Source organism: Pseudomonas sp. LBUM1643 (genome assembly GCF_059716215.1).
Genome location: NZ_CP166813.1, coordinates 4083382 through 4105697 on the forward strand (window position 1 = coordinate 4083382; position 22316 = coordinate 4105697).

At 56.9% G+C, this 22316-nt stretch carries 20 protein-coding genes and 2 pseudogenes; 10 read left to right on the forward strand and 12 right to left on the reverse strand.

The genetic code is table 11. The features are described from left to right. Positions 1–67: 67 nt before the first annotated feature. Both ACA063_RS18310 and ACA063_RS18315 read left to right on the forward strand, forming a co-directional pair. On the forward strand, positions 68–637 hold the full coding sequence (locus tag ACA063_RS18310) for a DJ-1/PfpI family protein (protein WP_497662807.1): 570 nt from the start codon (positions 68–70) through the stop codon (positions 635–637). A gap of 44 nt (positions 638–681) precedes the next feature. Then, positions 682–1008, forward strand: coding sequence for a hypothetical protein (locus ACA063_RS18315; protein WP_497662808.1), 327 nt, complete (start codon positions 682–684; stop codon positions 1006–1008). A gap of 200 nt (positions 1009–1208) precedes the next feature. Here the strand turns inward: ACA063_RS18315 and ACA063_RS18320 are convergent, their stop codons facing one another. Beyond that, complete coding sequence (locus ACA063_RS18320; RefSeq protein WP_497662809.1) at positions 1209–2294, reverse strand: NAD(P)/FAD-dependent oxidoreductase; 1086 nt, start codon at positions 2292–2294, stop codon at positions 1209–1211. A gap of 238 nt (positions 2295–2532) precedes the next feature. Further along, a complete protein-coding gene (locus ACA063_RS18325; protein ID WP_497662810.1) occupies positions 2533–3504 on the reverse strand; it encodes a LysR family transcriptional regulator in 972 nt (323 codons plus the stop codon). Positions 3505–3606: 102 nt separating this feature from the next. On the opposite strand from ACA063_RS18325, the gene ACA063_RS18330 reads away from it, so the two are divergent. From ACA063_RS18330 to ACA063_RS18350, 5 genes and pseudogenes are all read left to right on the forward strand, one after another. Next, the gene (locus tag ACA063_RS18330; RefSeq protein WP_497662811.1) at positions 3607–4710 is read left to right on the forward strand and encodes an alkene reductase; all 1104 of its coding nucleotides are present in this window, start codon (positions 3607–3609) and stop codon (positions 4708–4710) included. 143 nt (positions 4711–4853) lie between these two features. Then, the gene (locus ACA063_RS18335; RefSeq protein ID WP_057711794.1) at positions 4854–5237 is read left to right on the forward strand and encodes a nuclear transport factor 2 family protein; all 384 of its coding nucleotides are present in this window, start codon (positions 4854–4856) and stop codon (positions 5235–5237) included. 206 nt (positions 5238–5443) lie between these two features. Further along, positions 5444–6463 (forward strand): alpha/beta hydrolase, encoded by a 1020-nt coding sequence (locus ACA063_RS18340; RefSeq protein ID WP_497662812.1) that lies wholly within the window; start codon positions 5444–5446, stop codon positions 6461–6463. 287 nt (positions 6464–6750) lie between these two features. Continuing rightward, a complete protein-coding gene (locus tag ACA063_RS18345; protein WP_497666547.1) occupies positions 6751–7164 on the forward strand; it encodes a nuclear transport factor 2 family protein in 414 nt (137 codons plus the stop codon). Positions 7165–7319: 155 nt separating this feature from the next. Next, positions 7320–7577, forward strand: a pseudogene (locus tag ACA063_RS18350) (flavin reductase); the annotation flags it as partial. Between the two features lie 360 nt (positions 7578–7937). On the opposite strand, the gene ACA063_RS18355 reads toward ACA063_RS18350, so the two are convergent. Next, positions 7938–8297 (reverse strand): hypothetical protein, encoded by a 360-nt coding sequence (locus ACA063_RS18355; RefSeq protein ID WP_497662813.1) that lies wholly within the window; start codon positions 8295–8297, stop codon positions 7938–7940. A gap of 213 nt (positions 8298–8510) precedes the next feature. Here ACA063_RS18355 and ACA063_RS18360 point away from each other — a divergent pair. The 3 genes and pseudogenes from ACA063_RS18360 to ACA063_RS18370 form a co-directional block, all read left to right on the forward strand. Next, positions 8511–8774 (forward strand): annotated as a pseudogene (locus ACA063_RS18360) (lysozyme inhibitor LprI family protein); the annotation flags it as partial. Between the two features lie 299 nt (positions 8775–9073). Next, complete coding sequence (locus tag ACA063_RS18365) at positions 9074–9616, forward strand: cysteine hydrolase family protein (protein WP_497662814.1); 543 nt, start codon at positions 9074–9076, stop codon at positions 9614–9616. Positions 9617–9763: 147 nt separating this feature from the next. Next, on the forward strand, positions 9764–10813 hold the full coding sequence (locus ACA063_RS18370) for a DMT family transporter (protein WP_497662815.1): 1050 nt from the start codon (positions 9764–9766) through the stop codon (positions 10811–10813). 173 nt (positions 10814–10986) lie between these two features. On the opposite strand, the gene ACA063_RS18375 is transcribed toward ACA063_RS18370, so the two are convergent. The 9 genes from ACA063_RS18375 to ACA063_RS18415 form a co-directional block, all read right to left on the reverse strand. Then, a complete protein-coding gene (locus ACA063_RS18375; protein WP_497662816.1) occupies positions 10987–12642 on the reverse strand; it encodes an arylsulfatase in 1656 nt (551 codons plus the stop codon). Positions 12643–12699: 57 nt separating this feature from the next. After that, positions 12700–13494 carry a cyclase family protein gene (locus ACA063_RS18380; RefSeq protein WP_497662817.1) on the reverse strand — a complete coding sequence of 265 codons (795 nt, stop codon included), beginning with the start codon at positions 13492–13494 and terminating at the stop codon, positions 12700–12702. Continuing rightward, on the reverse strand, positions 13478–14476 hold the full coding sequence (locus tag ACA063_RS18385) for an NAD-dependent epimerase/dehydratase family protein (RefSeq protein WP_497662818.1): 999 nt from the start codon (positions 14474–14476) through the stop codon (positions 13478–13480). The genes ACA063_RS18380 and ACA063_RS18385 overlap by 17 nt, the downstream gene beginning before the upstream one ends. A gap of 10 nt (positions 14477–14486) precedes the next feature. Continuing rightward, entirely contained in the window at positions 14487–15470 is a 984-nt protein-coding gene (locus ACA063_RS18390) for a fumarylacetoacetate hydrolase family protein (RefSeq protein ID WP_497662819.1), read from the reverse strand. After that, positions 15467–16048 (reverse strand): cupin domain-containing protein, encoded by a 582-nt coding sequence (locus tag ACA063_RS18395; RefSeq protein ID WP_497662820.1) that lies wholly within the window; start codon positions 16046–16048, stop codon positions 15467–15469. The genes ACA063_RS18390 and ACA063_RS18395 overlap by 4 nt, the downstream gene beginning before the upstream one ends. A 13-nt stretch (positions 16049–16061) precedes the next feature. Continuing rightward, the gene (locus ACA063_RS18400) at positions 16062–17306 is read right to left on the reverse strand and encodes an MFS transporter (RefSeq protein WP_497662821.1); all 1245 of its coding nucleotides are present in this window, start codon (positions 17304–17306) and stop codon (positions 16062–16064) included. Continuing rightward, the gene (locus ACA063_RS18405; protein WP_497662822.1) at positions 17296–19764 is read right to left on the reverse strand and encodes an efflux RND transporter permease subunit; all 2469 of its coding nucleotides are present in this window, start codon (positions 19762–19764) and stop codon (positions 17296–17298) included. The genes ACA063_RS18400 and ACA063_RS18405 overlap by 11 nt, the downstream gene beginning before the upstream one ends. 4 nt (positions 19765–19768) lie before the next feature. After that, the gene (locus ACA063_RS18410; protein WP_497662823.1) at positions 19769–20863 is read right to left on the reverse strand and encodes a WD40/YVTN/BNR-like repeat-containing protein; all 1095 of its coding nucleotides are present in this window, start codon (positions 20861–20863) and stop codon (positions 19769–19771) included. A gap of 62 nt (positions 20864–20925) precedes the next feature. Beyond that, on the reverse strand, positions 20926–22314 hold the full coding sequence (locus ACA063_RS18415) for a DUF1329 domain-containing protein (protein WP_497662824.1): 1389 nt from the start codon (positions 22312–22314) through the stop codon (positions 20926–20928). Positions 22315–22316 lie beyond the last annotated feature (2 nt).

Below are 22316 nucleotides of genomic sequence, written 5' to 3' on the forward strand. Positions count from 1 at the left end.
GTTCGACCCAAAGAAGCCCTTGAGGTATGTTTTGCTGGTTATTGGCATTCATGGAGGATTCTGACTGATGGCACGCGTGGGATTGGTACTGACACCCGGTTTTGCGGACTGGGAATATGCGTTCATTGCGGGTACTGGCACTCCGTTTTACGGGATCGACGTCAGGTTTTTTGCTCCCTCTACGGGACAGTTCAGCTCTCAGGGTGGACTGGCGGTCACTGTCGATGGCAGCTTGCAACAATGCCTGGATTGGAAACCGGACGTGGTTGTCGTTATTGGTGGAATGATCTGGGAAGGTGCAGAAGCACCGGACATTCGAGGCTTTCTTCAAGCCAGTCATTCAGGTGGAGCGACAATTGCCGGTATCTGTGGGGGAACGCTGGCACTTGCCAGGGCCGGGCTTCTCGACACGGTTCCTCATACCTCGAACAGCGCTGATTTCTTACAACAGAACGCCTTGAATTATGAAGGCCGCGCGCTGTTTCAAAACAGTTTGGTAGCCGTGGTCGCAGACCGCATCATCACTGCCCCAGGCCCTGCCCCGGTTAGCTTCACCTGCGCAGTGTTCGACAGTGCCGGGCTATCTTCAGAGATCGTTACTCAGTTCAGGTCAATGCTGGCAGCAGAACATCGGTGACCGCGTCGCCCCAGCATGTCGGGCACATTCTCAGGAGATGATTTATGAGCGCTGATGACGTGCCCGTGGGGCAAGTGATACGAGGCTACGTAACCTTTCTGGGGAGTGAGGGACCGTGGATCGGAGCAAGGTTCATGAGCTTCAGCTATAGCGTCAATGGCAAGCGGTATCACAGGTCTCTCAACGAAACCATTGACGCGTGGTCAACCGAAACCCTCAATAAAGCCTCGTACGGGTTGAAGGTCGGCGACCCGGTTTCGGTCTGGTGCTCTCTCAGCGACCCGCAAGTGTGTTGCATCGGAGAACAACCCGCCGAAAAACCAGCATTGTTGCGTTTGATTGAGTCTTTGGCACCGTTCGGTTTTTTATGAAATCGATCCACACAGTTCAGGCCGAAGTCCTGTTTTGTGCTGGTTTCTGAGGAATTTGCTGTGGGGTTGCACGGATCATTCGATGCCTGAATCTCGGCGCCAATGGTCGATTCAGCCAATAGCCGCCATCCACGAACGGACGCTAGCATCACTCTGCGGCAGATTGGAATCGGCCGATAGCGGCCTTGTAAGCGGCCTCACTACACTTGAAGGAATCGATCGGGCCGGCATGGGCTAAAGGCGCTGGATACCTTGTCGTCGATGATTTCCTCGCTGGCAAGACGTCCCACTATCGCCGCCAAAGTGACTCCAGGATGCATGACACACACATAGACGCCGCCCACTTTTGGCAGATAACCGATGATGGGTAGGCCATCCGCAGGAATGGGCCTGAGTCCGACACAAGCCAATTGCACATCGATGGAACCCGTCCCATGGAGTTGGTTCCGGATTGTCTTGGCAGTTCGAAGCGCTATCGCTGCGGGCTGATTCTCAATGGCGTCGTCCAGATAATCTTCTGCTGCCAGCAACGCACCCTCCGCACTTTGTCGCACTTCCATCTCAGCGCTGGATATGAGGGTGTGCACGAGGTCGGGTTGAGACTTGTAACGGATGAGAATGGCAGGCGAGGCTTCTATTGGAAGAGACACCGCAAGCTTATCTGTCAATGTCGTGATGCCTGTTCCGGCCGCAAGTACGACCACATCAGCATCGATGATACCCAATGTCGTTTCAACGCCCGTCACCGTGGCGCCCCGGGTTACAAAGCCCAGAACACGCGTCTGAGTGAGAATCTTCGCCCCATTTGCCTGGGCACCTGCGATCAACGCATGGGTCGCTGCCACTGCGTCCAGCGCCCCTTCATCAGCCGCATACACAGCAGATTGAGGAGGATTCTTGAGATTTGGTTCAAGGCCGAGAATCTGCGATCGATCTACCAGATTTGCCGAAACCTGATGACCTGAAGCTGGCAGCGCTTCACTTGCCGTCGCGTTGAAAGACAAAGCACCTGTCCATCGTATGTTCAGGTCAGGTAACCGGGATTCGAGTTGACGATAGGCCTTGATTGCAGCTGCGCGCAGTTCTGCAATGGGGTCGGGTTTTCCGTGTTGGGTGTTGATCCATGCGAATGAAGTTCCAGTCACTCCCGACGCGATATCTTCAGCCTCAACCACGGTGATATTTGCGCCTTTATCAGCCAAATGATACGCCAGCGAAGCACCCACGATGCCTGCACCAATGACAACGACTCGTTTGTCCTGAGCATTTCCCATATCAACCTCCATTCTGTCGACCTGCCCATGGTACGACGGCTGGAGCATTTCACCAGCTGAAAACCTGATCGTTCAGAGCGCGGTTTCAGTGTCTGCTCCTGGTCGGCTGCGGCCCTTCGCGACAGTCAGAAAACGGCCAATAGCGGACATTACTGACTATTCATAGTCTTGGAGTTTCAAAAAATATGTTCTAACTTCATTTGTGCTGATTACTGAATATTTCTGAACATGCTGCATTGGGAAAGTTAAATCAGAACTTTCCGACCTTATTAGCACTACGCATGAAATCGACAAACGCACGCAGCTTGCCTGGCATGTGTTTACGATGGGGGTAGTAAAGATGAAACGCATCGTCCATGCCGCTGTGCTGCTTCAATATCTGACTAAGCGTACCGTTTTCTAACGCTTGCTTCGCGAAGTCCTCGAAAACGAACCCAATGCCTTGGCCTTGTATTGCCGCATCAAGGACGGATCTCATTTCGTCAAAAATAAAACGCCCTTGAATATCGATTTGAACCATTTGCCCGCCATCTTCGAACTTCCATTCAAAGAATCTTCCGCCAACTGAATACCGCTGGCGAATGCAGTTGTGCTTCAGCAGTTGCTCCAGCGTCTGCGGCTCAACCCGCGTGCTGAAGTAATCCGGCGCAGCCACCACAATTCTTTTTTGTGCCGCTCCCAACTGTACCGCGACCATGTCGTTTTGCACTCTTTTCCCCATGCGCATGCCGATATCGAAACCGGCATTAACGATATCGCCAAGTTGGTTATCCAGTGATACCTCGACATTAATCAGCGGGAATTTTTCCATGAAGGCGGTTAGATGCGGTTCGATCAAGATGCGGTATGCAACGTACGAAGAGTTGAGGCGTACTGTGCCAGATGGTTGATCAGTCGCGAGCAAGACTTGTGACAAGGAATCTCTAATCAAAGCAAGCGCAGGTGCTAATGCTGCGTTCAATGACGCGCCGGCCTCGGTCAGGCTGACACTGCGTGTTGTTCGATTGAATAGCCGCACATTGAGTTGCGCTTCCACACTTTTGATCGTGCGTGATACCGCAGTTGGCGTGACACCGATTTCTGCGGCGGCGCGAGCGAAGTTCAAATGTCTGGCGGCAGCCTCAAAGGTTAAAAGACCGGGAAAATGCACCGACGGTGAAGGAAGTGAACTCTCTATGCCCTCAGAGCGCGTCGGGCTCTGCATTATGACTTTTTTGCTCATACTGTATCTACACCTATGACTATTTACGTCATTATCATTGACCTCCATAGTTGATATAGCAAGGAGTTTCATCCGGCAGAACAGTTATCACTAGGAATCACAATGACGCTCAACAGTCCATCAACGGATCTTTTCACTCCAATGACTTTAGGAGCCTTATCTCTGGCTAACCGTATTGTCATGGCCCCGTTAACGCGCAGCCGCATGGGGCCAAAAGGCGTACCCAACGAAATGCACGCTCGCTACTACGCACAACGTGCCAGCGCCGGTCTGATCATTAGTGAAGCGACCAATATTTCCGCGCAAGCGCGTGGGTATGCATTGACGCCAGGCATCTGGACTGAAGAGCACGTAGCAGGCTGGAAACAGGTAACAGATGCGGTGCATGCCGCTGGTGGACTTATTGTTTGCCAACTGTGGCATGTGGGGCGCTTCTCGCATGTGGACCTGCAGCCCGATGGCACGGCACCGGTAGCGCCCTCGGCGATTAAAGCCGAAGGCCAGACCTTCACTGAAACTGGAATGATGGACGTCTCCATGCCGCGAGCGCTGGAAACATCCGAAATCCCAGGCATTATCGAGCAGTACCGACACGCCGCCGCATGCGCAAAACGCGCCGGCTTTGATGGTGTTGAAGTGCACTCTGCCAATAGCTATTTGCTCGATCAGTTCCTGCGCGACTCTACCAATCAGCGAACCGACCAATATGGTGGTTCGATTGAGAATCGCACACGACTCACGCTGGAAGTAACCGCCGCAGTCGTCGAGATCTGGGGTCATGACCGCGTTGGCATTCGCCTCTCTCCCGTGACGCCAGATGCCGGCAACACGCCCTTGGACAGCCAGGTAATGCAAACCTATGGCTATCTGATTGAGCAACTGAATCGCTTCCAGCTCGCCTATATGCATTTTGTCGAGGGCGCCACCGCTACGTCACGCACTGTTCCCGAGAACGTAGATCTCGATGCGTTACGTGCACGGTTCAAAGGCCCATACATCGGCAACAACAATTACGACATCGAACTGGCCGTTACCCGCCGTGCTGAAGGCAAGGTCGATGCAGTGGCTTTTGGTCGCCCGTTTATTGCTAATCCGGATTTGGTGCGTCGATTAAAAGAAGGTGCAGAACTCGCTGTTGCGCCACGCGAAACCTATTACGGTAACGGCGCAAAGGGTTACACCGATTGGCCTACGCTCGCAGGATAAGCCAACTGAGCAACACTTCAAAAGTGAGACCTTTGGCCCCAGCGGTGGACGCCGCTGCGGATGGTCGCAGGGGTTGATCTCAATGCCGGCCAAAAGTGGCCGGTTTTTTTAACATGACTCGAATTACAACCAGGAGTACAAGCATGAACAAACCTACTTATGTGCCGGAATATCAAGCCATCGTCGAGGTACTGAACAAATACAACGAAGGCTGCAAGCAGGCCAAAAGCAGCATCATGAAGCCAGCTTTCAGTGAGCAAGCAACGATGTTTAGCGTCGATGGCGACGGTAAGCTGACCGGCGGCCCGATTCAGACATTGTTCGATGGCATTGACAGCGCGTTCCGCCCGTCTCCTGAAGCTCAAGGTGTAATCGTCAAAATCGACATCGTAGGCACCGCTGCCAGCGCGCGCATCGACACCAATGACGTATCGGGCTTTTGCTTTACAGATTTCTTCAACCTGCTGAAAGTCGATGGCAAGTGGACGGTCGTCAGCAAGATCTTCCACACCCACGTCGCGCCTTGAATATCTACCTTCCTTGAGCACGCGGCAGATGAGGCTTTCAACCCTATCTGTCGTGTTTTTATTTGCAGCCGAGCGGCGCTGCACCTGTGCGTCCGGCACACCGCCTGAAATCCGCTGACTTCGATCGCCTAACCGCAGGCGAACAAAGTAATAAAACAGGCCGCTATTTAATGACGCACACACTCAGGCGATAAAAAGGAAAAATCATGAAACCTCTCACCCCCGATTTCGCCCTGTCCGTCGTGGCCCTGTCGCTTGGTAGCGTCTCTGCGGCCGAACGGCCCGGCGTCGAACACAACGTAGCAAAATTCTTGCAGTCCCTTGAGGGCGGCCAGACGCTCGACAGCATGTCGCCGACCGATGCCCGCGCAGCGCTGGCGGGTGCCCAGGCCGCCTCCAACGTGGCCTTGCCGGCAGCTGAGGTCAGCGAGAAGACAATTCGTATCAATGACAGCGACCTGAAACTTACCATCGTGCGCCCGGCCGGCAGCCAACAGAAGACCCTGCCCGTGTTCATGTACTTCCACGGCGGCGGCTGGGTGCTGGGCGACTTCCCAACACACGAACGGCTGGTGCGTGACCTGGTGGCAGGCTCTGGCGCGGTGGCGGTGTTCGTTAACTACAGCCTGTCGCCTGAGGCGGGATACGGCGTTGCCATCGAGCAAGCCTATGCCGCAACCAAATGGGTGGCCGAGCATGGCCAGGCGATCAACGTCGACGGCAAGCGCCTGGCCGTAGCGGGTAACAGCGCAGGTGGCAACCTGGCCGCAGCTGTTGCCCTGATGGCGAACGAGAAAGGCTCACCTGCACTGCGTTCGCAGGTATTGCTGTGCCCGGTAACGGATGCAAACTTCGACACGCCGTCGTACAAGGAGTTTGCCAGCGGCTACTTCCTGACCAAAGATCTCATGGTGTGGTTCTGGGACAACTACACAACCGACGCCGAGGCACGCAAGCAGATTTACGCATCGCCGCTGCAGGCGACGCGCGAGCAGTTGAAAGGCTTGCCGCCAACGTTGATCCAGACTGCTGAATTCGATGTCCTGCGCGATGAAGCCGAAGCTTACGGCCGCAAGCTCGACGCTGCGGGTGTGCAGGTGAGGTCGGTGCGCTACAACGGCATGATTCACGATTTTGGGCTATCGAACGCGTTCAACCATCTGCCGGCAGCGCAAAGCGCGATCACGCAAGCATCACAAGAACTCAAAACGAACCTAAGCCAGTAATTGCAAAACGAATGAACCCGCAGGTCACGGCAACGCTGCGGCATTCATGACAAAAAACACGCCACTCATTTCATCGCGAGGCTACAGCGGCACAAAGTGTCTCGCGATGTCGCTGCGTTTTTTTGCAGCTGAACATTAATCAGCACATGCAACCCTTAGTTAGGAGCAACTAAATGAAAACAACTATTCTCAAGGCCTTATTTTTCGTGGCAATGGTTACCAGCCTAAGCGCGACTGCTCAAGCAGAAGAACTACCGCGCGACCAACACGCTATCAGTAGTAAAGCCATGAACAACCCTACCTATGTACAAGAATACCAAGCCATCACCGAAGTGCTAAGCAAGTACATCGAGGGCTGCAAGCAAGCCAAGAGCAGCATCATGAAGCCCGCATTCAGCAAGAATGCAACGATGTACAGCGTCGGCGCCGATGGCCAGCTGGTAGGCGGCCCGATTCAAAGCCTCTTCGATGGGATCGACAAGGATTTCCGACCCTCTCCTAACGCACAAGCCGCTATCACCAGCATCAATATCGTCGGTACCGCGGCGAGTGCTCGCATCGACGCCAACGACATGTCAGGTATTTCCTTCACAGACTTCTTTCATCTGCTGAAGGTCGCTGGCAAGTGGACTGTGGTTAGCAAGATTTACTACACACATCCAAATCCACAATCAGCGCGCTCAATTCACAAGCACATCTAAAAGAACAAATCATAACCAAGAAGCTACGACACGCATCGAAGCACTTTCAATTACACCGATCAATACAAGGCATCAGCCATACAGGGGCGTAAAGTGAAACTACGGTGCATCAATCCGGCATCACATATTGCCCGTGCGCTTATAGAAGCGATGAATACGACCAGCCATTCGTAGCGGGATGCTCAGCATGGCTGGCCTGCAAACTGATTACTGAGCCACATAACCAGCAGACGTACGATCTGTTTATTGGCGAGATCGTTGGCGCATGGTCAGATACCCGTGTATTCAAGAATCGGCATTGGCAATTCGAAAAAGCGGATCCCGCTTTAAGAAGTCTGCATTACATCGCCGGAGGGCATTTCTATGGCATTGGCGACGCACTATTAGTCCCCAATCCGACAAAACCATTCTGAAATTGGCTTTGTAAATGCGTGTGGTTAATGTCCGTTTTTGGCCGATTCTGTCGAAAACAGTCGGGCTTGGTTTCCGTAGCTGAAAAGTACGCGTTCGAGATTAAAATCTTTATTTTGAGGAGAGGTTTCCGGGGTCAGATTTCACATAGCAGCGTGCCCTTGATTCCACTCGATCAAGGGCCCGAAGCAGAGATGCTGCTTTTCCAAAAGCGCAAGAGGCGGTCGATTTAACACCGGAGCAGGAGATCCAATTTGCGCATATTCGTATGGCCCATGACCGGCTGCTTTGGGTCCAGAGTGTGTAAAAACGAAAGCCGTCAGAGTCGCAAGCGAATAAATCAACATTGCTGCTGCAGGTAACTAGTAGTACCCAAGCGTTTGCAACGTTCTGGCAAGATTCAGGACAGGCTGTAATTTTTCATCAAGTAACGTCCACCACTCGTGCTCAACCCATTCACCAGTCTCTATCTGGTGCATGGGTGGCATCCAATCTTTATGTCGATCGAAAACATCCGGGATGGCTCGCGCCAGGGCTGATAGTTCATTTTGGGTAAAGCCCATTTTTTGAAGCTCAACGGCCTTCGCCAGCGCCTTACGATAATCTTCAACGTAAGTCATCGCTGGAGTGGAACTAGCGACCCGTATCAGTTCGGGCAATGCTGACTCCAGTTTCTTAAGCTGACTCAATCTATCCGCGTTCGTGTAACGGTATTCAGCCATTGTGATTCCCCTACTATCTGTTGCTCGGTGCTCGCTCAAGTACCCGCGAAACCTGATGTGAATCCAATCACAAATGACGCGGTCAATATGGCATCTATGCCTACTACCACCGCAGCAAAAACTACAGTGACCAGCGACGCTGGAGCATTGAACGAATGCTACAGCACCATTGGCGATCAACCCCGGACAGCGTTGTAGTCTTGCCTTGAGCGTAAGACTCGCGAAGTCACGTCACAAATGAATATCGCCTACAAAAAACTGAAAGCCAAGACAAAGGAAATCGATTCGAGTGCGACGGCCAAAGCCCTTGCCTCGCTATTCGCCTCTCAGAAGGCTTTCGAAAAATTCAAGGATGCTCAGTGTCAATGGGAAGGTGACTCGGCGATGGACGGCTCGGGCGCTGGAGATATTTTAAGTTCTTGCAAAGTCGATTTGATGCGCTTCAGAACCAAGCAACTTTCCGATTGGATTTATTGACATAGACGGCTGGCTATCCCACTAACGAGAACCAGCTCGCCATTGAAGCAGCCATCATAGAGCTATCGAGCAGGGGTTGAGGCGCGCGGTTCGGCCGACTTGCAAGACCCGCGCTTCAACGTTAAGGTCTGCGTCATGACTACACCACGCAGCAAATCGACCACCACCCTCACGACCGCCACAGGCGGGTCGCGGGGGGTTGTGTGAGTTAAAACAACGCATTACCCGAAGACCCGCCAGCAATGGACCGGGTCTTTTTTTTGCCCTGGATTTTTTGGCACAACCGTAAGGAAACGCACATGTATGCACTACTGATTCTCGACATGCAGGTAGGCCTCGTTCACGGCCCGGACAGGCCCAGGGGCGGTGAAGCGCTTTTAGGCACATTGAATAGGCTGATGAGTAACGCGCGGGAGGCCGGTGCCCCCATCTTTCTCGCCCGCCACCTCGGTCCGGTTGGCTCCCCTATCGAGCCGGGCAGTCCGCTCACCGAGCTTGTCCAGGAGTTGCAGCTGATGGGAGACGAAGTGATTTTCGAGAAAAATCGTCCCAACGCCTTTGCAGCGACTGAGCTGGCCTATCAGCTACGCGAACGCGGCTGTGAAGGCATCGTCGTGACCGGCATGAAAACTCAATACTGCGTAGACAGTACTTGCCGCGCCGCCCGGGATTTGGGTTTCGACGCTGTGCTCATCGCCGATGGACATACCTGCTCTGATACGCCAACGCTCAAAGCTGAGGCCATCATTGCCCACCACAATGCAACGTTGGCGGGGCCATTCTGCCGGGTCGTCCAGGCTGAGGAATGGCGTTTCTCGAGACAGACCGCCAACGGCCATTGACCGACACCCCGTCCATGCCGCCGCCCTGAATCCATAAGGCTTGGAAAACCTTCCGTTTCCCCTTTTCAACGAGGAGAATCGATCCAGACAGCCTCCCAAACTCCCTCCTGATTGAGCTTGGGCATCATTGAGCAGGGAGTTGGACACATGAACTGGAAGGAAGGTCTGAGACAATCGGGTGTACTGGCCGCGCTCGGGGCCGCCGTGCTATTCGGTGCCGGTACACCGCTGGCGAAACTGCTGCTGGACAGTGTCAGTCCCTGGCTGCTGGCAGGTTTGCTTTATCTGGGTTCCGGACTTGGAATGACGCTATATCGAGTGCTGAGCCGCGCGCCCGGCGTGCGTCTGCCGCGCCATGAAGTGCTCTGGTTCGCCGGTGCAATTGCGGCGGGTGGTGTTGCCGGGCCGGTTTTGCTGATGGTGGGATTAACGGGCATGCCTGCCTCGGGGGCATCACTGCTGCTTAATGCCGAAGGTGTGTTTACCGCCCTGCTCGCGTGGTTTGCCTTCAAAGAGAACTTTGACCGGCGTATTGCGCTGGGCATGGTCGCCATCGTGGCCGGCGCGCTGGTTCTGAGTTGGCCCACTGAAGCGAGCTTTGCCGGGTTGTGGCCAGCACTGGCGGTCCTTGGCGCCTGCTTTGCCTGGGGCATTGATAACAACCTGACTCGCAAGGTGTCCCTGACGGACGCAACCTGGATTGCCTCGGTCAAGGGTTTGGTCGCGGGTTCAGTCAACCTGGTCCTGGCTTTTTGTGTGGGGGCGACGTTACCGCCACTGCCCAACCTGGCAGGAGCCCTGGTCGTAGGCTTTCTGGCCTATGGCGTCAGCCTGGCGTTGTTCGTCATCGGCTTGCGCCATCTGGGCACCGCCCGTACGGGCGCTTACTTCTCGGTGGCACCGTTTTTAGGGACATTGCTGGCCGTCGCCATGGGCGATCCCGTCACGCTACCGCTGCTGATTGCCGGATCGCTAATGGCCATTGGCATTTGGCTACACCTCACGGAACGCCATGAACACGAGCATCGGCATGAGGTCATGGAGCACAACCACGAGCATGCACACGACGAACACCATCAACATGATCACGATGAACCCGTCGCGCCCGGCACGAAGCACCAACATTGGCACAAGCACGAGCCAATGAAGCACACCCACCTGCACTTTCCAGACGCGCACCACAGGCATGAACATTGAGTGCGATTGAAGACAGCCCAAAGGCGAACCTCTCCAGCCGGGCAAGCGTGTTCGTTTTTTGCCGCGTCATACATGAAGCCATCGTTATTGAAACCCCCGCCTGCTTCTGCTTCAGAGGTCATCGGCGGGGGCAGTATCGATTGCTGCCTGCCACAACCGGCTGAAACCGCAAGCTACTGCCCGGCAAAAACAACACCGACCTTCCTTGCATACTGCAACCACGCATCCTTGAGCCGTTGTACCGTCTCTGGTCTGGAGGCAGCCAGGTCCGCGGTTTCGCCGCGATCCTGTGCCAAATCAAATAATTGCCATTGCAATGGTTGCGCGTTTTCACCAAAGCCTGTCTGGGGTCGAAGGCCCAACAGCTTAAGATTTCCCTCTCGATAATAGGCATTACCAAACAGTTCGCCAGCCAGGCTGTCAGTAGTGTGCGGGCTGCCATTACCGGTAAGCATTGGCAGCATTGATTTACCAGTGATCGGGTGTTTACGCGCATCCGTTGGCGCTTCGCTTGGCAATGCGATACCCGCCAGCTCTAAAAAGGTCGGGGCCAGGTCATCTACTCGCGCAACGCCGCGCTCCATGCCTTGGCGACGCAGGACCTTGGGCAACTGGATGATCGCCGGCACGCTGATACCGCCCTCTGCGGTGGTGCCTTTGAACAAGTGGAATGGCGCTGCGCTAACCTCAGCCCAGCGCAAGCCATAGTCGATCTGAGAACCCTTTTGTCCGAGGTTGGCAAAGCTATTGTCAGTGAGTGCGCCCGGCGGATAGAACTGTGCATGGTTCTCCCCCGCCGCACCGTTGTCCGACATGAACACGATCAAGGTATTGTCGTATTGCCCGCTTTGACGCAAGTAATCGATCAGTCGGCCAATGTTATGGTCGAGGTTATCGACCATGGCGGCATAAATTTCCATCTTGCGCGCTTCAATTCGCTGCTGCTCAGGGCTCATTTGTTGCCACCCTGGCAGCTTGGGATTAACCGGCAGTGGCTGCGCAGGTCGGGCATCGTTGGCCATGACACCGAGGCTTTTCATACGCTGGATACGCGCCACGCGCACGCTGTCATAGCCCTGATCAAATCGTCCCTGGTACTTGTCGAGATATTCCTTGGGCGCTTGCAGTGGCCAGTGCGGCGAGGTGTAAGCGGCGTAGGCAAAAAACGGCTTACCGTCCTTTTTGCTGTTTTGCAGGTAACTGATCAGCTTGTCGGTGTAGAAATCCGTGGAGTAAAAGTTGTCCGGCAGCCCCACGGCCTTACCGTTTTCGCGATAGTGCACTTGCTCAAGCTTGCTGGGGTCTACGCTGGCAGGTTTAAAGTGCGATGCGCCGCCCTCGAGCAGGGTGAAAGACTGCTCGAAGCCGCGATGATCCGGGCCTTGATCCGCCTCAAGGCCCAGGTGCCATTTGCCCACCATCAACGTGCTGTAGCCGCCCTTTTTCAGCAGTTCGGCTATCGAGTACGAGTGCTGGTTCAGATAGCCCTCGTAGCCCGGCTTGCCACGTTGGAACGGTTGCAACGCTTCAGCCATGGTGCCGAGTCCGACCAGGTGATTGTCGGTGCCGGACATCAGCATCGAGCGTGTGATCGAACAGGTCGGCGCCGCGTACATGTTGGTGAACTGCAACCCGTCTCTGGCCAGTTGATCCAGGGTTGGTGTGCTGATTTCGCCGCCATAACTGCCCAGGTCGGAATACCCCAGGTCATCCGCCAAAATCAGCAAAATATTCGGCTGCGCCGTATCAGCACTAGCCGCCAGGACCAGACTGCTGCCCAGCGCCAGCGCTGTCGCCAGTAATGTTTCAGGCAGACAAAAAAGTGGCATGTTCTTTTCTCTTATTGTGTTGGTCCGAGGCCTGTTTCTGCATTTTCCACAGGCGCCTTACTCTTCGAATATCGCCACTGCCCGAACAAACCCGGCCGATGCGTGCTTGATCTTGTAAGGGAAACACGACACCACGAAGCCACTCGATGGCAGGGACTCCAGGTTGGCCAGTTTTTCCATTTGCCCATACCCGATATCGCGTCCGGCCTTGTGCCCTTCCCAAATAATCGAGGCATCGCCGTCGGCTGCAAAACGTTCACGGGTGTACTTGAACGGTGCATCCCAACTCCAGGCGTCGGTGCCTACGACACGCACCCCTCGCTCAAGCAGATACATCGTGGCTTCACGACCGATGCCGACGCCGGCATCGAGATATCCCGGCTGGCCGAACAACGCGCCGGCACGGGTGTTGATCAGCACGATGTCCAATGGCTGCAACGCGTGGCCAATGCGCGCGAGTTCAGCTTCTATTTCGTCAGCGGTCACCACATGACCATCGACCATGTGCCGAAAATCCAGTTTCACACCGGGTTGCAGGCACCAATCGAGCGGCAGCTCATCGATACCAAAAGCCGGCTGCCCCCCATTGGTGGTCGACGCGTAATGCCAAGGCGCATCCATGTGCGTACCGCTGTGTGTAGTGATGTGCAGTCGCTCTGCGGCCCAGGATTCGTTGCCCGGCATCTGCTCAAGTTGCAAGCCTGGAAACATTGCGGCCATTTCGGGCCATCCTTGCTGGTGATCCATGTAATCGATCTTCGGCAGTAACGGTGGCGGATCGGTGTAGGGGTTATTGTCGAGTGTGACCGAGAGGTCGACGAGACGACGTTTTGGCTTAGTTGGCTGCGACATGAAACGTGTCTCCGTTCAGTGGCGAATGTCGGGAATTCGAAGGATTAAGGGCATTGCGGACCAGCGTTGCAGCATTGCGGTCATGGTTGAAACCGGCGGCGCGCGCCTGCGGCGTTTTCAATGGCGGCATACGTCCGAACAATGCTTCCAGCCTGGCGTCGGGCGCATGGCTGATCAATGCGCGGCGCTCTTGCCCATAGCGCTCAGCCAATGCGTCGATGACCTGGGCAATCGACAAATGCAGCACCGGCAACTGCCATACACGCTGTGCCGCGAGCAAGGTACCTTCCAGTTCTGCAGCGTGGATCAGGTTGTTCACGCAACAGCGGGAGGACATCCACCACGCTGTTGCCTCTGGTGAGACCGGGCATTGATAGGGCTCATCTTCAGCAAAGGCCCGCATCAGGTCGCTCATGAATGCAGAGCGCAACCCATTGGGTTCGCGAGGCCGGGCGACGATGCCAGGCAGGCGCAACACACGACCGTCAACATCTCCCCGTCGGGCAAGGTCACTGATGACGCTTTCCACCATGGCTTTGTGGGTGCCATAGGACAATTCGGGATGCAGTTCGGCTGTCTCGTTCATTCGCGCGGGAAGAACCCCGCCGTACACCGCAACACTGCTCGCATACACCAAAACTGGCGGCCGGGTTTTGTTGCGCAGTTGGTTGAGCAATTCCAGGCTGGCCAGCAGATTGACCTGGTAACCGAGTTCGTAATGCTCTTCTGCGGCGCCACCTGGAACACTGACCAGATGGAATACCACATCAATGCCGTCGGCCAATACCCGACGCATCAAGGCCGGATCAGTCACGCTGCCGAAATGACGGCGAAGACGTGTGTCCTCCGGCAAGTCCTGCAAGTCTTTATCCAGTACCAGCAACGAACCAATGGCCTGCCCTCGCAAGCTGCCAACCGCCAGCAGGCAACGCACCAGCTCACGCCCGACAAACCCATTGGCACCGGTAATCAACACACGCATATGCCGCTCCTCAGTCCTGAGCCTGAACGACGCACTGATCGATTGCACCGAACAGCGACTGGCCATCGCTGCCCGTGACATCCATGTGCACGCGGTCTCCAAAGCGCATGTAGCCGGTCTGAGCGGCACCATGCTCAATCATCTCGATGGCGCGACGCTCGGCGATGCATGCCGATCCCGCGCTTCTTTCGGCATTGGAGACCGTTCCGGAACCCATCAGCGTACCTGCACGCAGTCTTCGAGTGAGCGCGGCGTGAGCGATTAACTGACCGAAACTGAAGTTCATCTGCCCGCCGTGCGGATGACCAAACCACTGGCCATTCCAGTGCACCTGCAAAGGCAAATGCACACGGCCGTCGCGCCAGGCATTGCCCAATTCGTCCGGTGTGATGGCCAGCGGAGCGAAGCTGGAGGACGGTTTGGCCTGCAAGAATCCAAAACCCGTACTCATTTCCCGAGGGGCCAGGGCGCGCAAACTGACGTCGTTAATTTGCAGGATCAGCTTGATGTGTTGCTGCGCCTGCTCGGCGTCGCAGCCCATAGGCACATCATCCACCAGCACCACAAACTCGCCTTCGAAGTCGATGCCCTGACTCTCGCTCGGCAAAGCGATATCGTCGCGTGCGCCAATGAAATCGTCGCCGGCCCCCTGGTACATCAGCGGCGTGCGTTCGACCCCGTCGATGGGATCGAGATTGAACGCTTTCTGCATCAGCGCACCGTGGCTGAGAAAGGCCGAGCCATCGCACCATTGATAAGCACGGGGTAATGGCGCCATCGCCTGGGCGGGGTCGAAGGTAAAGGCATCCGCCGCCTCGCCCGCATTCAACTGCTTCGACAGCAGCTGCAAGCGAGGCTCGGCGCTACTCCAGTTTTCGATGGCCTCTTGCAGGGTAAGCGCCACAGAACTGGCATCCAGCGCCCAGGCAAGATCCCGCGAGACCACCACGAGCTGACCATCGCGATTGCCGTTTTTCAGGGTGGCGAGCTTCATGCCGATGCTCCCTTGAGGTTGCTCAATTCAGCGGCATAGCGCCCGTCGAGCAGGATGAAGACCATGCGCGCCATCGCTTCGGTGCGGTTGCTCCAGGCGTGATTGGTGCCGCGTTGAACCACCACATCGCCGCGTTTGAGGTGCACCTCCTCCTCATCCAGCACCAGCCACACTTCACCTTCGGTGACGATGCCGTAGTCGAGGGTCTCGGTGCGGTGCATCAACTTATGTTTGGAGTCACGTTGGCCGGTGCCTGCATGGACTTCACCTATTTCGGCGAAGACCGCCGCGGCATCGTCGGCGCTGACCTGGTTCTGCACGCTGTCCGGTGGAATATCCACCACCCGGATGACACTGCCCCGTGCCACGGGGCTGAGTTGCAATGGCTTGCTGCTTGGATCACTGGCGTTGTCGAGCAAAGCGGGGCTGGCAGTACTGTTCCACAGTTCATAAAACACCGTGCCCGGCACCGCCGTTAGCGGGAAAACGTTAGGCGTCGGCCCGTTGCTGGCGATGATGGCCTGGCCCTGCTGATCGTGACCGGTGACCACTCGTTTGAATTCAGGAAGCGCTTGCATGGAAAATCCTCGTTCAGTTTTCGTCGGCGATGGTCGTGCCACCGGCCCGGTTTGCGTCGTGCAGCAGACCACCAAGCCTGGGCACGGCCAGACAAAACACCGCCACCAGCAGTTGCAGGCTACCCACGATGGCCAATGCCAGAGGAAGCGCCGTGGAGTCACCACGGGTGATGCCAAGAACAACGAGAGGGCTGATAAATTCGCCGGCAAAGATGGCGGCGGTGAAACACCCGGCCGCCCGCCCGCGGTGATGGAAACTGACGTGTGACATGATCCAGGTGATCAAAGTCGGCAGCATCAATCCGATGCCCAGACCATTGATCGTCACTGCAACCACGACCTGCATATGGCTTGTGGCAGCCGCCATCAACAACCCGCCGATGCCCGCCAGTGCGTAGGCAACGAGCAGCAGGTACTGCCCACGAAACCCGCTGAACAAACGAAAACTCAGCGCACCGACGAGCACGCCCAGTTGGTTGGCCCCCATGGTCATGCCGATTTGTTGCGGAGCATCCACATGCAGCAGATTAAGCAGATAGCCGGCCTGTACCGGCACGATGAACAAGCTCAAACCGGCCAATAACGACAACACATACAGGGGCGTAAGCACGCGCCACGGAAATTTCCCGGTCGACAATGGCTGCTTCGGTTGCTCAGGCTGCGTGCGGGCTTGCGGCTCCCACAGCTGCCAGGCCATCAGCGGCAGAAAAATCAGCCCCACCGCGTACAACGCAAACGGCGTACGCCAGTCGTTTTGCCCCAGGAAGCCACCCAACGCGATGAACGCCGCCGCCGACAACGACGTCGCAACCATCTGCAAGGCAAACAGACGCTCGCGTTTGGCACCGCTGTAGTAGTCGCCCATCAGCGTGGTGCAGCAGGTCATGATGCCCGCCTCAGCCAAACCAATGCCCGCCCGACTCAGCACGATAGCCTGCAGCGAGTCGAGCCATAGCGGCAACACGCCACAGAGGACATACAGCACCATGCTCGCCAGCAATAACGGCTTACGCCCCAGTCGATCGGCAATCAGCCCGGCGAACGGCGCCAGCAACGCAATCACCAATGCCGGCAGCGTCAGTACGATAGGGACCAGCACGGCGCTGCCGTCTACGCTTGCAAAATGCGCCTGCATCCTCGGCAACACAGGGGCCAGCAACACGGCGCCCAACACTGGCAAGCAGCTGCCCAACAGCAGCAACAGCGATTGCGCCAGTCCGGCTTGCCGGACCGGCTTTACGAAGGTATCAGCGACCAAGACAGTGCTCCTTGTTTTCCAGGTGTTGAACGTCCGCAACCACTGCCCTCCCAGGACCCGCCACGATGTGTATCGGCGTAACAGCCCCCTGCACCTTGCGGCGCGCGGGTAGCAGGAAGTACGCCAGCGCCGGCAGCAACACCAAAGCGCCGACCATGTTCCAGACAAACATGAAGGCCAGCAGCACGCCCATGTCGGCCTGGAACTTGATGGGTGAAAACGTCCAGGTCGCTACACCGATGGCCAAGGTGATACCGGTCAGCATCACCACCTTGCCGGTGGAAACCAGTGCGCGGTAATACGCTTCGGACAGGCTCGCCCCCTGACGCAGATGGCCCAGGAGAATGCTCATCACGTACAACGCATAGTCGACGCCGATGCCGACACCCAAGGCGATGACCGGCAGCGTCGCGACTTTGACCCCGATGTTCAGCCAGACCATCAAGGCTTCGCAGAGGATGGACGTCAGCATTAGCGGAATCACCGCACAAAGCGTTGCGCGCCAGGAACGGAAAGTAATCAGGCACAGCACAATGACCGCGCCGTAGACCCACACGAGCATCTCGCGGTTGGCTTGCTTGACCACGATGTTGGTCGCCGCTTCGATGCCGGCGTTGCCTGCCGCCAGGAGGAATTGCACTTCCCCGGTGTTGTTCTCGGCGGCAAATTTTTCCACGTGGTCGACCAGGCGGGTCAGCGTTTCGGCCTTGTGGTCGGTGAGATAGGCGTACAAGGTCAACAGGCTGCAATCTTCGTTGTACAAGCCCCGCGGCGCGCTGGCGGTAATCATATTGAGCATCGCCTGATTGTTCTGCAGCTCGTACCACTTGGGATTGCCTTCACTAAGGCCCACCAGCATCCGCCGGTTCAGCAACGCCAGTGAATTGGTCGAATCAACGCCCGGCAAGGCGCGCAGTTGCCAGTCCAGGGCATCGACTTTAGCCAGGATGTCGTAGCGCGCACAGTTGCTGGCCGGGGTTTTCACCATCACCGCGAACAGGTCGCTGCTGGCGCCGTAATGACGAGTGAGAAAGGCATCGTCCTGGTTGTAGCGCGAGTCCGCACGCAACTCCGGTGCACCGGCGTCGAGGTCACCGATTTTCAGTTGCAGGCTGACCAGGAAGCCGACGACTGCCAATGCGAGGCTGATGGCGATGCACAGGCTGGCCCAACGCCGATGAGTGAACAGGTCCAGAAAACGCCAGAACGCATGGCGCGTCTGACCCGTTTGCTCGGCTTGCTCACTTTTGAGGCTCAGTTGCGCGGCGCGGGGCGTCACACCGACATAAGAGAGCAACACCGGCAGCAAAATCAGGTTGGTGAAAATCAGCACGGCCACGCCGATACTCGCGATCACCGCGAGGTCTTGAATGACCTGGATTTTGATCAACATCAGCACCGCAAAACCCACGGCATCGCACAGCAGCGCTGTCAGCCCGGCAAGGAACAGGCGTCGAAAGGTGAATCGCGCAGCCACCACCCGGTGCATGCCACGCCCGATGTCCTGCATGATGCCGTTCATTTTCTGCGCGCCGTGGCTCATACCAATGGCAAACACCAGAAACGGCACCAACACGGAATACGGGTCCAGCTGGTAGTTCAGCAATGGCAGCAACCCGAGCTGCCAGACCACCGCCACCAGCGAGCACAGCACCACCAGCAGCGTACTGCGCAGGCAGCGGGTGTACCAGAACAGCACGGCGGTGGTGATCAGGATCGCGACGGCGAAGAACAGCAGGATCTGCTTCAGGCCGGCAATCAGATCGCCGACTTTTTTCGCGAAACCGGTGATACGAATGTCGATGTTATCGCTTTGATAAGTGCTGCGCAGCGTCTCCAGTTGCCCGGACAAAACCGCGTAATCCAGCGGCCTTCCGTCTGAAGTGGCGGCCAGTAGCGGCACGTAAATGATGCTGGAGGTCTGGTCGAGGGCTACCAGTTGGCCAAGCTCGTTAGAGCGCTGCACATTGCGCCGCAGCGCATCGAGGTTAGCAGCGGTGCCGCTGTAGTCATCCGGTATCACCGGGCCGCCATCAAGACCCTCTTCAGTCACCGCGACCCAGCGCGTGGCCGGTGTCCACAGCGACTTCATGTACGCTCGATCGACACCCGGCATCAGGTAGAGTTTGTCGCTCAGGGCTTGCAGGGTTTTCAGGTACTCGGCGTCGTAGATATCGCCGTGTTTGTTGGCTACGACGATCCGCAGTGCGTTGCCTAAACCCGTGAGCTGTTTCTGATGCTCAAGATAATTCGCAATGTAGGGCTGCTGCGTGGGGATCATCTTTTCGAAGCTGGCATTGAGCTCGATACGAGTGGCTTGATAACCCAGCACCAGGGTCGTCAGTACACATAACACAAGGACCCACAGGCGGTGATTGAACAGCGTGCGTTCTACCACTGAACCGGAGCGTGGATCGAAATTCGCCAGGCTTGCCGTGGCGTTGTCGAAAGACTTCATAACCTCACTCCGAAGCGTTGGCGACTGACGGCGACAGGCGCGTCAATCCAGTGAAACCCGCCAGCGTCAGGCTGCCATCGGCGGCCTGGATAACGCTGGAGACGGGCTTGCCGAGCGGTTTGCCATAGGGCACAAGCGTTGCGCCGGACGGGTTGTCGGTGCGAAACAAGGCGCCACTCTGATTGACCAGCAACAACTGGCCGTCGTCGGTGCGAATGGCATCGCTGAAAGACACCGGCATCGAGACCGGTGCAGGCTGAAAGCTTTGGCCCAGGTCACTCGAGACAAACGCATTGCCCTTTAACCCGGCCACCAGCAACACACCGTTGTCGCCCGTTTGCGCGGTGAAGAAGCTCCCGGTGTAAGGACTGTCCAACTGCGTGAATGAATGGCCGGCATCGTCGGAGCGAGCGAGGTAGCCCTGCTCGCCCGCCAGAAACCAGTGTTGTCCCTGTCGAGTGATCGCAGACAAGTGCGCACCCATCGGGTTATCAATGTTCCCCATGATGGAATGCCAGGTGGTGCCGCCATCGTCGGTTCGAAAGGCAAGGCCATACGCACCCACGATCAGGCCGTGTCGGTCGTCAACAAATTGCACAGCGAGAAACGGCTTGTCAGCCCCCTCGCTGACCAGTCGTTCAGCCGTTTGCACCCGTGCAGCGGCGGCAACCTGATCGTTGGCCGATGGCTGTTGCTCACGAGCGCTTACCAGCTCCAGCTGTGCGGCACGCAGGCCATCGAGTTGCACCACCCAGTGCTCTCCACCGTCATGCGTGACCAATACAACACCCGCGTGCCCGACGGCCCAGCCCGTAAGGGCGTCGACAAACTGCACGGCCGTCAGGCTGACGGAAACCGGTACCGCCGCTTGACGCCAGCTCACGCCGTGGTCATCGGAAAGCAGCACGATGCCCCGCTCACCCACCGCCACCAGCCGCGCATCCGCCCGAGCCAGGTCCAGCAGCACCGCTGATTTCGCTTGCGGCGCCTGCATTGCCGGTGTATCGAGCGTGTCGCCCACCGATGCGGCATGCGCCAAGCCCCATGGCAATGCCATCAGACACATCAGCCGACCAACCACCTGACAGATTCTGTTCATTACCGACCTCGAAAAACCTTTTGAAACCGGATCAGGGTTCGTAAACCGCGACCCGGTCTTTCTCAACGAACGCCGGCACCCGCCATCGCCGCCGGTGAAAACTCGGAGGCCTTGTAGCGATCAACCATGCCGTACTGTTCCGACTGGCCGGTGTAGACGTTCTGGATAAACCAGGCGCCGGAGGTCAGGTCGTAGAAGCCCGAGGACAACTGCGCTTGTGCGGGCAGGTCAGGGAGTACCGCCGGCAACGACCACAACGTCTTGGCCAGTTGGCCGTTGGCATCCCAACGGTCGCCCAACATGGCTTGCCAGGTGTCCTCATCAAGGTAGTAGCGGCCCTTTGGCAACTGGTGACGCTTGCCCGGTGCCAGGTCCGCTTCCACGACCCACACCCGGTGCAGCTCCCAGCGCACGTAATCTGGATTCATGTGGTGAGCGAGAAACAGGTCTTCCGGTTTGGCGGCGGTTTGCACCTTGTTCGTGTTGTAGGGGATGTACATCTCCTGCTTACCCACGAGCTTCCAGTTGAAGCGGTCAATGCGGCCCTGGAACACGCTCAATTCGTCGAACGACATCACCCCGGCAGTCGCAGGTGTCGGCGTATCGCAGCAGGCATTGGGCAATTTGCGCACACGGCGTTGGCCGGTCAGATAAACGTGCGCCTGGGACAGATCGCCGTTGATGTTGGTGCGCCCCATGATCTGCTCGCCAGCGCGCAATGGCGGACCGACGTTGAGCAGTCGGAATAGCCAGTAATCACCGGCAAACGATTCCGGCGTCCCATCCTGGTAGTAATACGGCATCTCCTGAATGGCCTGACCGTCGGTCGTCATGACCTGCTTGCCGTCTGCAGTCATCAGGTAATGACGGAAATGCATCGATACCGAGGTGCCACGCCAATTCAGTACGTGGTTCCACATGGCTTCGGCGCCGTTTTGCGGGATCGGAAACGGAATGCCGCCAAACGCGCCTTGAGGTACCGGACCAGCGCTGCTGTCCACCAGTTTGGCGCGCGTGGCGTTTTTCAGGGTGTTGTCATACACCCATTGCGGTGCGGCAGCAGTACGACGTGTCGGGTAAACGTCGATGCGATACGTGTCCGGGAAACGCTTGAACATCTCCTTGGTGCCATCGCTGAGTTTGCCAGCGTATTGGGCGAGATTTTTTGACGTGATGCTGAACAACGGCTTGTCTGCCGCGAACGGATCGCTACGCTTGCCGCCTTCCTTGTACGACGGGTCGACCTTGGTGTAACCACCGTCCCAGGCGGGAATCGAGCCGTCAGCGTTACCGGCGCGCTCGGCACCGAACGGTGTCAGGCTTTTCGACAGCTTGGCCGCGTCTTCAGCCGTTGCGGCCAGCGTGACCTGGCTGAAAATGGCCAGGCTACCCAGCAGTGCGAAGCAAAGCGCTTTGAGCTTGAAAGCTCCGATTTTCTTGTTGTGAGTCATGC